Source organism: Carnobacterium divergens (genome assembly GCF_900258435.1).
GTDB classification, from domain to species: Bacteria; Bacillota; Bacilli; order Lactobacillales; family Carnobacteriaceae; genus Carnobacterium; species Carnobacterium divergens_A.
Map to the genome: position 1 here is coordinate 496,359 of NZ_LT992558.1, position 10,911 is coordinate 507,269.

Sequence of the window (10,911 nt, forward strand, 5' to 3'; positions counted from 1 at the left end):
ACCATGTTTACAGCCGTGATAAAAGCGAACAACAGAAAAAATAATGATTAAAAGCTAAAAATAAAAATAAAATCGTCAATTTAACGGATAATAAAAACGATGAAAAAAATTAAAAATAGCCGAGTGAAAACTGAATTTAAAGCAGTTTAAGGGACTTTACAGAAATTTTAAGCAGTATTTAACAAAATATCAATTTCTTAAAGCTTTTTTCAAGGTTTTTTCATCTAGTTGAAACAATTCTATGTTAAAATGAACGTAATAGTTTAGTTGATTAGACACAAGGAGGATAAAAAACAGTGGCCAAGAAAAAAAGTACGAAATTTGTTTGTCAAGCTTGTGGCTACGAAACTCCTAAATGGATGGGGCGTTGCCCAAATTGTGGCGCGTGGAATCAAATGATGGAAGAGATAGAAACTGATAAAAATGATCGCAGAAGCCGAGTTAGTATGTCTGGAAAGTCAGCTAAAGCTGAAGCGATTCAAGATATAACGGTTTCAAAAGAACCAAGAGTCAAAACAAAACTAGGCGAACTCAACCGTGTTCTTGGCGGAGGTGTTGTTCCAGGTTCACTTGTTCTAATTGGCGGTGATCCGGGTATAGGGAAATCAACTTTGTTACTCCAAGTATCTGCTCAATTAAATCAAGTGGGTGGAAGAGTTTTATATGTGTCAGGAGAAGAAAGTGCAAGTCAGATTAAAATGCGAGCAGATCGTTTGGAAGTGAACGGCTCCGGCTTTTTTATCTATCCAGAAACAGATATGGCAGCCATTCGGCAAACCATAGAAGACATCAAGCCGGATTACGTGATTATCGACTCAATCCAAACAATGAGCCAACCAGATGTTCAAAGTGTCGTTGGAAGTGTTAGCCAAGTACGCGAGAGTACGGCAGACTTAATGAAAATTGCTAAAAGTAATAACATTGCGATTTTTATCGTTGGTCATGTGACAAAGGAAGGCGCAATCGCAGGACCCAGAATGTTAGAACACATGGTGGATACAGTCCTTTATTTTGAAGGTGACCGCCACCACACATTCCGAATTTTAAGAGCTGTCAAAAATCGTTTTGGCTCAACCAATGAAATTGGCATTTTTGAAATGCGAGACGGTGGGTTAATTGAAGTTTTGAACCCATCTGAACTCTTTTTAGAAGAACGATTAGCTGGCGCAACGGGTTCAGCGGTTGTGGCAGCAATGGAAGGAACACGACCTATTCTAGTAGAGGTTCAGTCTCTAATAACTCCGACAGTTTTTGGAAATGCAAAACGAACGGCTAGTGGACTTGATCATAATCGAGTATCGTTGATTATGGCTGTTTTAGAAAAACGAGCAGGGATGTTATTACAAAATCAAGATGCTTATCTAAAAGCCGCAGGTGGTGTTAAACTAGACGAACCAGCGATTGATTTAGCAATCGCTGTGAGTATTGCATCAAGTTATCGAGAAAAAGAGACCAAATCAACCGATTGTTTTATTGGCGAAATTGGATTGACGGGTGAAATTAGACGTGTGAGTCGAATTGATCAACGCGTTCAAGAAGCTGCTAAACTAGGATTTACACGTATGTTTATTCCGAAAAATAACATCGGTGGGTGGACGTTCCCTAAAGAAATTGAAATCGTAGGCGTAAGCACTATTGCAGATACATTAAGAAAGATTTTTGGTGAAAATTAAACAGAATAATAGAGGTGTCTATTTTACGAAAGACACCTTTAGATAGAGGAGGAATTTCTTTGACAAAAAAAATTATTACAACGATCTTGGTCATTATTGGCGGAAGTATCGGCGCAAGTTTTCTACCAAATGTCTGGAATCTATTCAATGTAACAAACTTATTTATCAATAATACTGTCACGAATATTTTGCTTGGAGCCATTATATTTTTACTAATTTCAGTTGTTCTCGTGAAGTATATTGAACGCGGCGTAAAAAAAGCAGAGGCCTATTTAAATCAACTAAGTGCAAGTTACTTGTTATTCGGCAGTATCGGAACCATTATCGGGCTGTTAGTTGCCTTTTTAGTGACAATGCCGTTAATTGGGTTGAAATGGCCGGTGTTAAGTAGTACATTGCCAATTTTAGTTTATGTGATTTTTGCTTATTTAGGATACCGAATTGGAACGACAAGACGTGAAGAATGGCGTAAATTATTTCAATCAAAACCTAAAAAAAATGCGGATGACGAAGGGCAACTGTTAGAACGTAAATACGACGAAAGTTACCGTAAGTATAAAATTTTAGATACAAGTGTGATTATTGACGGACGGATTTACGACATTGCCAAAACAGGTTTTATTGAAGGAACACTATTAATACCAAATTTTGTTTTACAAGAATTACAATATATTGCAGATTCAGCAGACAGTTTAAAACGAGTGAGAGGTCGCAGAGGGTTAGACATTTTAAATGCATTGCAAAAAGAATCAGATATGAACGTTGAAATGTATGATGGCGACTTTGAAGACATTACTGAAGTAGATAGCAAATTGATCAAATTGGCGAAACTATTGGATGGTGTCGTTGTAACGAATGACTTTAATTTAAATAAAGTGAGTGAATTTCAAAATGTTCCCGTGCTAAATATAAATGAATTAGCGAATGCTGTAAAACCTGTTGTGATTCCAGGCGAAACAATGAATGTAATGGTTGTAAAAGCCGGGACAGAACGAAATCAAGGGGTTGCCTATTTAGACGATGGAACAATGATTGTAGTTGAAGACGGTCAATTTTATATGAACAAAGCGATTGAAGTCGTTGTGACAAGCGCGCTTCAAACAGCTGCTGGACGAATGATTTTTGCTAAACCCGTTCATGCGCAAAGAGGAATTAAAGACAAAGAATAGGAGCGGTTGCAATGGACTATGAGCTGGTTTTACTGGCAGCTGGTCAAAGTCGGCGTATGGCTGCTTCTACGAATAAAATCTTACTTCGTTTGCTTGATCGACCTGTTATTGAGTACAGTCTAGCAACTTTTTTACAAGACAAAAATTGTACTCACATAGTATTAGTTGTCGAAAAAAGTGAACAACAGTTACTGGAAACATTCATCGAAGAAAGCGGCTTTTTACAAACAACCCCAATCACTATAGTCGTTGGAGGGAAAGAACGTCAAGACAGTGTTTACAATGGATTAGAAGCATTGAAAGGGAAAGCGGGTTTTGTATTGATCCATGATGGAGCGAGACCTTTAATCGAATCAAAAAGAATTCATCATTTAGTCAGTAAAACGGTAACGACTGGCGCTGCAATTATTGCGGTGCCCGTTAAAGATACAATCAAATGTGTTCAACATCAGTTTGTGGAAAAAACAATTCCAAGAGAAGCACTATGGCAAGTACAAACGCCTCAAGGTTTTTCAATCGAGACAATAAAAAAAGCCCATCAACAAGCAAAAATAGAAGGGTTTCATGGGACAGATGATGCCTCTTTAGTAGAACATTACGGGGGAAAAGTTGCTGTGGTGACTGGTAGTTATGACAACATTAAATTAACGACGCCAGAAGACATGGTAATTGGTGAAGCGATTTTGCTGAAGCGCAGCAAAAATAAGGACGGTAGATAATCATGATACGAATCGGACAAGGGTATGATGTTCATCAATTAGTGTTAGGTAGAGATTGTATTATTGGTGGCGTTAAGCTTCCGTATGAATTAGGTTTACTGGGTCATTCCGATGCGGATGTGTTGATTCATGCAATTATTGATGCATTGCTGGGAGCTGCTGGAAAAGGTGACATCGGTCATTTCTTCCCAGATACAGATGAACAGTTTAAAAACTGTGATTCACGATTTTTACTGCGAGAAGTTTGGGATATATTAAGTAAAGAAGGCTATTCATTAGGGAACATAGATGCTACAATTGTAGCGGAACGTCCTAAAATGCAACCTTATCTCGAAACAATGAAACGGCATATTGCCGATGATTGTCAAACAGTAATGACAAAGATTAACATCAAGGCAACTACTTCTGAGAAGATGGGATTTATTGGTCGTAAAGAAGGAATAGCCGCTATGGCTGTTTGTTTATTAGAGAAAAAGGTATAATGAGTTTAAGTCAATAAGGGAGTCGCTTGGCTTTTTAAATGAAGGCAAGGCAACAACCTAAAAATAAGAAAAGAGGAAACAATTATGACTAAGAAAATCCGTGTACGTTACGCACCAAGCCCAACGGGACATTTACACATTGGAAATGCTCGTACAGCACTATTTAATTACTTATTTGCGCGTCACAATGGTGGAGATTTTATTTTAAGAATCGAGGACACTGATGCCAAAAGAAATATTGCAGATGGGGAATCTAGTCAGTTAGACAATTTAACATGGTTAGGCATGGACTGGGATGAAGGCCCTTCAAATCCAGGCAAATACGGTCCATACCGCCAATCAGAACGTGGCGACATTTATGATCCACTAGTGGAACAATTACTATTGAGTAATCGCGCCTATAAGTGCTACTGTACAGAAGATGAATTGGAAGCAGAACGTGACGCTCAAAGAGCTCGTAGCGAAATGCCTCATTATGCTGGGAAATGCGCTAATTTAACACCTGCCCAACAAGCAGAAAAAGAAGCAGCTGGTTTAAAACCTGTTATTCGTTTCCGTGTACCACAAAATACAACGTATAGTTTTGATGATTTAGTAAAAGGTCCAATTAGCTTTGAATCAGGTAGTGTTGGTGGCGATTTTGTTATTGTTAAACGTGATGGCGTACCGACTTACAATTTTGCTGTAGCAGTTGATGACCATTACATGGAAATTAGCCATGTGTTACGTGGTGATGACCATATTGCAAATACACCCAAACAATTAATGATTTATGAAGCATTCGGTTGGACTCCTCCAACATTTGGTCATATGACCTTGATCATTAACAGCGAAACAGGGAAAAAATTAAGCAAACGTGATGGAAGTATTTTACAATTTATTGAACAGTACCGTGATTTAGGCTATGTGCCAGAAGCGATGTTTAACTTTATTACGTTACTTGGTTGGTCGCCAGTTGGAGAAGATGAAATCTTTAGTAAAGAAGAATTTATCAAAATGTTTGATCCAGAACGTTTAAGCAAATCTCCAGCAGCTTTTGACGCTAAAAAATTAGAATGGATTAACAATCAATACGTTAAAGCAACTGATTTAGATACATTGACAGACTTGTCACTAGTTCATTTAATCAAAGCTGGCTTAGTTGAAGAAAATCCAACTCCTGAAAAAATTGAGTGGGTGCGTCAATTAGTTAGCCTATACCACGAACAAATGAGTTATGGTGCTGAAATTGTTGAACTGTCTAGCCTATTCTTTAGTGACGTCCCTGAATTAGATGACGTAGCCAAAGAAGTATTAGCTGGCGAAACAGTACCAGTTGTTTTGGAAGCCTTCCATAAAGTGTTGGATGAAATTGAAACATTTGATGTTGCGAGCATTAAAGCCGGTATTAAAACTGTTCAAAAAGAAACTGGGATTAAAGGGAAAAATCTATTTATGCCAATTCGTGTAGCTGTAACTGGCCAATCACATGGTCCAGAACTTGGTGAAACAATTGAATTACTAGGTCGCGATAAAGCAAAAGCTCATTTAGAAGCAGCTATTGCAAATTTAGCTTAAACAGACTATAATACTAAATTAATAGTTAAAACAGTGATGAGAAGAAGTAAATTAATGTTGGTTCTAAAGAGAGTCTGAAGCGGTGTAAACAGACGTTCCAACCTAATTGAAATGCGTCTCGGAGTTACATTGTCGAATCAAGTAGACAATTGTCGGTTCACATCCGTTAATGTGTCTGAGGTAGGAACTTTTTGAAGTGCCTATAAAAAAAAGTGGAACCACGCAAAAGCGTCTTTTAAGTTGATTAAAAGGCGCTTTTTTTTACTTTACTTAGAAAAAGACGTTCAAAAGGAGGGGAATGGAGGATGAGAACCATAAGAGAATATTTTGCGGTAGTTAAACAAAATGATCCTTCAGTCAAAAGCAATCTGGAAATTTTATTAACCTATCCTGGTTTCCATGCACTCTTATTCTATCGAATGGCTCATTTTCTTTACCAAAAACATCTCTTTTTGTTAGCTAAAATAGTTGCTCAATTTGCCAGATTTTTGACTGGAATTGAGATTCATCCAGGAGCAACAATTGGAAAAAGACTTTTTATCGATCACGGAATGGGAATCGTGATTGGAGAAACTACGATTATTGGAGATGACGTAATTATTTTTCATGGAGTAACACTGGGTGGAACTGGGAAAGATAAAGGCAAACGCCATCCAACGATTGAAAATGGCGTATTGCTGTCGGCAAATGCACAAATATTAGGCCCAATTACAATTGGAAAAAACGCTAAAATTGGTGCGTCAGCAGTTGTCTTAAAGAACATTCCAGCCAACACAACGGCTGTAGGAATTCCAGCGAAAGTAGTTAAAAGAGGCTAGCGACTAGTGAGATTACTTAAATCAGTTCACTAAAAAGATCGGAGTGAGAATAATGTTAAAAATTTACAACACATTAACTAGAAAAAAAGAAGAATTTGTCCCATTAGAAGCTGGGAAGGTTAAAATGTATGTTTGCGGTCCCACCGTTTACAATTACATTCATATTGGAAATGCTAGAAGTACAGTTGCTTTTGACACGGTTCGTCGCTACTTAGAATTTCGTGACTACGAAGTGAATTTTGTATCGAATTTTACAGATGTTGACGATAAAATTATTAAAGCAGCTAAAGAACTAAGCATTACAGCACCAGAAGTTGCAGATAAATTTATTTCCGCCTTCTATGAAGACACCTCTGCGCTAGGTGTAGAAAAAGCAACGTCAAACCCACGAGTAATGGAAAATATGCCAGACATTATCCAATTTATTGAAGCTTTAATCGAAAAAGGGTATGCTTATGAATCAGCAGGAGATATTTATTACCGTACACGTAAATTCAAAAATTATGGAAAATTAAGCAATAAAACGATTGATGAATTAGAAATCGGAGCAAGCAATCGTTTGGAATCTAGCGAAAATGAACGCAAAGAAGATCCAATTGATTTCGCCTTGTGGAAATCAGCTAAAGCCGATGAAATCAGCTGGGAATCACCTTGGGGACAAGGACGTCCAGGATGGCATATCGAATGCTCGGTAATGGCAACAAAATATCTAGGGGATACAATTGACATTCATGGAGGCGGACAAGACTTAGAATTTCCTCATCATGAAAATGAAATTGCACAAAGCGAAGCGAAAACAGGACATCCCTTTGCAAATTACTGGATGCACAACGGATTTGTCACAATTGGTGCCGAAGATGAAAAAATGAGTAAATCATTAGGCAACTTTGTTTTGGTCCATGATATGATAAAAGAAGTAGACCCGCAGATTTTACGCTTCTTTATGGCAACCACGCATTATCGTCGCCCAATTGCCTATAGTGGAACAGCCATTGAAGAAGCAAAAGTCAATTTAGCAAAATTAAAAACAGCTTATGAAAACCTACATTACCGTTTAAGTGACTCTGTGTTAGAGTTGCCAACAGATCCCTCTTTTTTTGATAAATTAACGACAATTAAAGAACAATTTATCGTGGAAATGGATGACGATTTCAATGCAGCAAATGGCATTACGGTGGTCTATGAATTAGCTAAAATGATGAACATTTACAGTGAACAAAAAGAAGTTTCGAAAGCAGTCGTAGAAGCGATGTTAGGAATGTTAAAAGAATTACTGACTGTGTTTGGTATCATTTTAGAAGAAGAAACTCAGCTATTAGATGCCCATATTGAAGCTTTGCTATTAGAACGCACAGAAGCAAGAGCAGCTAAAAACTTTGCTCGTAGCGACGAAATTAGAGATTTATTAAAAAACGAGGGCATCATTATCGATGATACCCCACAAGGAGCTAGATGGAGACGTGGATAAAACGAATGAAAAAGACTGGGGTTTATTAAATGGTTTAGCGTTAGCTTACGTGGGTGATGCCATCTACGAAATCTATATACGTGATTATTTAGTAAACCAAGGTCAAACAAGACCGAACCAGCTACACAAAGCTGCAACAAGATTTGTTTCAGCGAAAGCACAAAATTATTTAATGAAAGAAATGTTAGCAGAAGAGGGCTTACTTTCAGAAACGGAACTATTAATGTACAAACGTGGACGGAATGGAAAAAGTCATACCTCTGCTAAAAATGTTGATATCACTACTTATCGAGTAGCGACAGGTTTTGAGTCTTTGATGGGCTATTTACACTTAGAAAAACAAACCGAACGAATGGAAGAATTGATTCAATGGTGTATTAAGAAAGTGGAGGAAGATCAACATGGCAAATGAGCGTAATAATTTTGGTAAAAAAGTAACACAACAGAATCGCCGTCCTAAATCAAATAACAAACCGCAACGAACGTTCAAAAAAAGCGAACCAAAACACGTGGCTGAAATTGAAGAAACAGAAGAAGAGCGTGATTTAGTAGCAGGCAGAATGCCAGCAATTGAAGTTTTGAAATCAGAACGTGATATCAATAAAGTCTTTTTACAAGAAGGTTTGACGGGATCTAAAATGAATGAAATTATGAGTCTTGCTAAAAAACGCAACGCCCAAATTCAATTAGTTCCTAAAAGCAAATTAGACAATCTAGTCGATGGTGTAAATCATCAAGGTGTTGTTATTGCTGCTGCCGCTTTTCCATATGCGACACTGGATGATCTCTTTGCTGCTGCCGCTTTAAAAAACGAAGATCCATTCTTTATTTTATTAGATGGAGTAGAAGATCCACATAATTTAGGTTCGATCATGAGAACAGCGGATGCTAGTGGCGCTCACGGAATCATTATTCCTAAACGTCGAGCAGTTGGATTGACAGCCACAGTAGCAAAAGCGTCTACAGGGGCCATTGAACACGTTCCCGTTGCTCGCGTTACGAACTTGGTACAAACAATCAAAGAACTAAAAGAACGCGGTGTGTGGCTTTACGGAACCGATATGGCAGGCGTTGATTACCGTAAATGGGAAACAACCTTACCAATTGCTTTAGTAATTGGCAATGAAGGAAAAGGAATTTCACGCTTAGTTAAAGAACAAATGGACGGTATTGTTACGATTCCAATGGTAGGTCATGTTCAAAGTTTAAATGCAAGTGTTGCAACCAGCCTATTGATGTATGAAGTTTACCGCGGTCGCAATCAAATCTAACTAACAAGGAGGTGCATCACGTATGAAAAAAGAATTAATGATTGTAGATGGTTACAATATGATTGGCGCTTGGCCAGATCTTGTGAAATTGAAAAACCAAGATGAAATGGAAGAAGCCAGAGATCGACTGCTCCATCAATTATCCAATTACCAACGTTACGAAGGTATTGAAATTCAAGTCGTATTTGATGCACAATTTGTTCCTGGAATCCAAACATCCTTTCAAAAATATTTAGTCACAGTTATTTTCACGAAAGAAGGAGAAACTGCGGATAGTTATATTGAACGTATTGTTGAAGAAAAAAACAATCGATTGACCCAAGTAACAGTAGCAACAAGCGATATGGCAGAACAATGGCTTGTCTTTTCTAAAGGCGCGCTTCGAAAATCAGCCAATGAACTTTACCGTGATTTAAAACGCTCTAATCAAGCAATTAAAGCAGACACTGTAAGCTTTCATTCAAAAACAGTGCGACGCAATACTCCATGGGATCCCCAACAACTAACAACGCTAGAAGAGTTGCGTGAAAATCTTTCTAAAAAAGAGTGATTGCTAACGGAACATCATTTTCTATTAATAATATGTAACCGTTCCCTTCTAGTGTTGAATTAAAAGGAGGGGTTCAAATGAATAATAACAAGGAACGAAAAAGTGACGGAGAACTGATTGCAGCAATAAAAAAAGGTCAGACAGAAGAATTCGAGCAATTATTTCTACGTTATTTGCCACTAACAAAAAAGTTAAGCAACATGTACTACTTTAAATACTTAGAAGAAGAGGACTATTTACAAGAAGCGCGAATGGTATTTTTTAAAGCCCTTCAGCAATTTGTGGAAGGTAAGGGTCATACATTTGGAAATTTTTATAAACTTAATTTAAAGCATCATTTATTTAGTTTGATTCGTAAAGAAAATGCTAAAAAAAGAGGAGCAGATCGGCTATCTGATTCTTTAGATGAAATGTTGGAAAATAATCATGCACCCAAGTACATAGCCAACCAAGAAGAGCAAGTGACTGCATACGATAAGATGATGATAAGTGAAAACGTGACAGCTTATTATGACACGTTATCCTCGTTTGAACGGCATGTATTTAATGGCTATCTAGCAAACCTAGAATTAGAAGAGATTGCAAAAAATCTTGATTGTGAGTTGTTAAAAGTACGAAATGCATTAGACCGATGTCGGCAAAAATTACGAAAAAGTTTTGATGGATGATTAAATGGGAATCGCTTAAATTAAATCGTAAATCCTTAGTTAGTAAGGATTTACGATTTTTTTTTAGAAATTTATTTTAATACTGTAAAGTAACTATCAAAATATGATAAAATAGAATTAAATTAACTCAGTTATTTTAACTATCTAGAATAATTCAACAAAATAAGGAGCTACATATGACCAAAATAACCACAAACGAAACAGTCGTTTCCAGTTTATCAAAAGAAATGGTTCAAGCGACTCAAGAAGTGAACTTTTCATTAAAAAAATCCATTTCATACTCAAACAGTCAAGCAGTGACGACGTTGAAATCTTGTCTGTCAGATATGAAAAAAGCAACTCAGGAGTTTCACACAGGAGTTGATACCGACGTTAAAAATCTTAAAAAAATTCATGAAGCTATTAAGAAAACCGATCAAGAATGGGGGTTCGACTAATCATGAATCAACCAAGTAGCCGTCAGCTGAATGAAGCATATTTAGACTCTGAAAGTGAATTACGTCAGTTAAAGAAAACGAATCAAGCCATTGAAACAG

The 10,911-nt window shown here is 37.2% G+C and carries 12 protein-coding genes and 1 other annotated feature; all 12 genes read left to right on the forward strand.

Annotation, left to right across the window (positions count from 1 at the left end; translation table 11 throughout):
- Window positions 1-296 precede the first annotated feature (296 nt).
- The 12 genes from radA (at window position 297) to CDIMF43_RS02865 (ending at window position 10,812) form a co-directional block, all read left to right on the forward strand.
- A complete protein-coding gene (gene radA / locus CDIMF43_RS02810) occupies window positions 297-1,673 on the forward strand; it encodes a DNA repair protein RadA (RefSeq protein ID WP_109841138.1) in 1,377 nt (458 codons plus the stop codon).
- 59 nt (window positions 1,674-1,732) lie between these two features.
- Window positions 1,733-2,842 carry a PIN/TRAM domain-containing protein gene (locus CDIMF43_RS02815; protein WP_074402136.1) on the forward strand — a complete coding sequence of 370 codons (1,110 nt, stop codon included), beginning with the start codon at window positions 1,733-1,735 and terminating at the stop codon, window positions 2,840-2,842.
- Window positions 2,843-2,853: 11 nt separating this feature from the next.
- Window positions 2,854-3,561, forward strand: a complete 708-nt coding sequence (gene ispD, locus CDIMF43_RS02820) for a 2-C-methyl-D-erythritol 4-phosphate cytidylyltransferase (protein WP_109841139.1) — start codon at window positions 2,854-2,856, stop codon at window positions 3,559-3,561.
- Between the two features lie 2 nt (window positions 3,562-3,563).
- Window positions 3,564-4,043 carry a 2-C-methyl-D-erythritol 2,4-cyclodiphosphate synthase gene (gene ispF / locus CDIMF43_RS02825; protein ID WP_074402138.1) on the forward strand — a complete coding sequence of 160 codons (480 nt, stop codon included), beginning with the start codon at window positions 3,564-3,566 and terminating at the stop codon, window positions 4,041-4,043.
- A gap of 84 nt (window positions 4,044-4,127) precedes the next feature.
- Window positions 4,128-5,600 (forward strand): glutamate--tRNA ligase, encoded by a 1,473-nt coding sequence (gltX, locus tag CDIMF43_RS02830; RefSeq protein ID WP_109841140.1) that lies wholly within the window; start codon window positions 4,128-4,130, stop codon window positions 5,598-5,600.
- 24 nt (window positions 5,601-5,624) lie between these two features.
- Window positions 5,625-5,839: a binding site (T-box leader), on the forward strand.
- 66 nt (window positions 5,840-5,905) lie between these two features.
- A complete protein-coding gene (gene epsC, locus CDIMF43_RS02835; RefSeq protein ID WP_109841141.1) occupies window positions 5,906-6,418 on the forward strand; it encodes a serine O-acetyltransferase EpsC in 513 nt (170 codons plus the stop codon).
- A 52-nt stretch (window positions 6,419-6,470) separates the two neighbouring features.
- On the forward strand, window positions 6,471-7,886 hold the full coding sequence (gene cysS, locus CDIMF43_RS02840) for a cysteine--tRNA ligase (protein WP_109841142.1): 1,416 nt from the start codon (window positions 6,471-6,473) through the stop codon (window positions 7,884-7,886).
- A complete protein-coding gene (locus tag CDIMF43_RS02845) occupies window positions 7,879-8,298 on the forward strand; it encodes a Mini-ribonuclease 3 (protein WP_034572228.1) in 420 nt (139 codons plus the stop codon). The genes cysS and CDIMF43_RS02845 overlap by 8 nt, the downstream gene beginning before the upstream one ends.
- Complete coding sequence (rlmB, locus tag CDIMF43_RS02850; protein WP_082985734.1) at window positions 8,288-9,157, forward strand: 23S rRNA (guanosine(2251)-2'-O)-methyltransferase RlmB; 870 nt, start codon at window positions 8,288-8,290, stop codon at window positions 9,155-9,157. Before CDIMF43_RS02845 ends, rlmB begins: the two co-directional genes overlap by 11 nt.
- Before the next feature lie 22 nt (window positions 9,158-9,179).
- The gene (locus CDIMF43_RS02855) at window positions 9,180-9,707 is read left to right on the forward strand and encodes an NYN domain-containing protein (RefSeq protein ID WP_109841143.1); all 528 of its coding nucleotides are present in this window, start codon (window positions 9,180-9,182) and stop codon (window positions 9,705-9,707) included.
- 77 nt (window positions 9,708-9,784) lie between these two features.
- Window positions 9,785-10,375: a sigma-70 family RNA polymerase sigma factor gene (locus tag CDIMF43_RS02860; protein WP_109841144.1), complete on the forward strand. Its 591-nt coding sequence runs from the start codon at window positions 9,785-9,787 to the stop codon at window positions 10,373-10,375.
- Between the two features lie 176 nt (window positions 10,376-10,551).
- Window positions 10,552-10,812, forward strand: a complete 261-nt coding sequence (locus tag CDIMF43_RS02865) for a DUF3130 family protein (RefSeq protein ID WP_109841145.1) — start codon at window positions 10,552-10,554, stop codon at window positions 10,810-10,812.
- Window positions 10,813-10,911 lie beyond the last annotated feature (99 nt).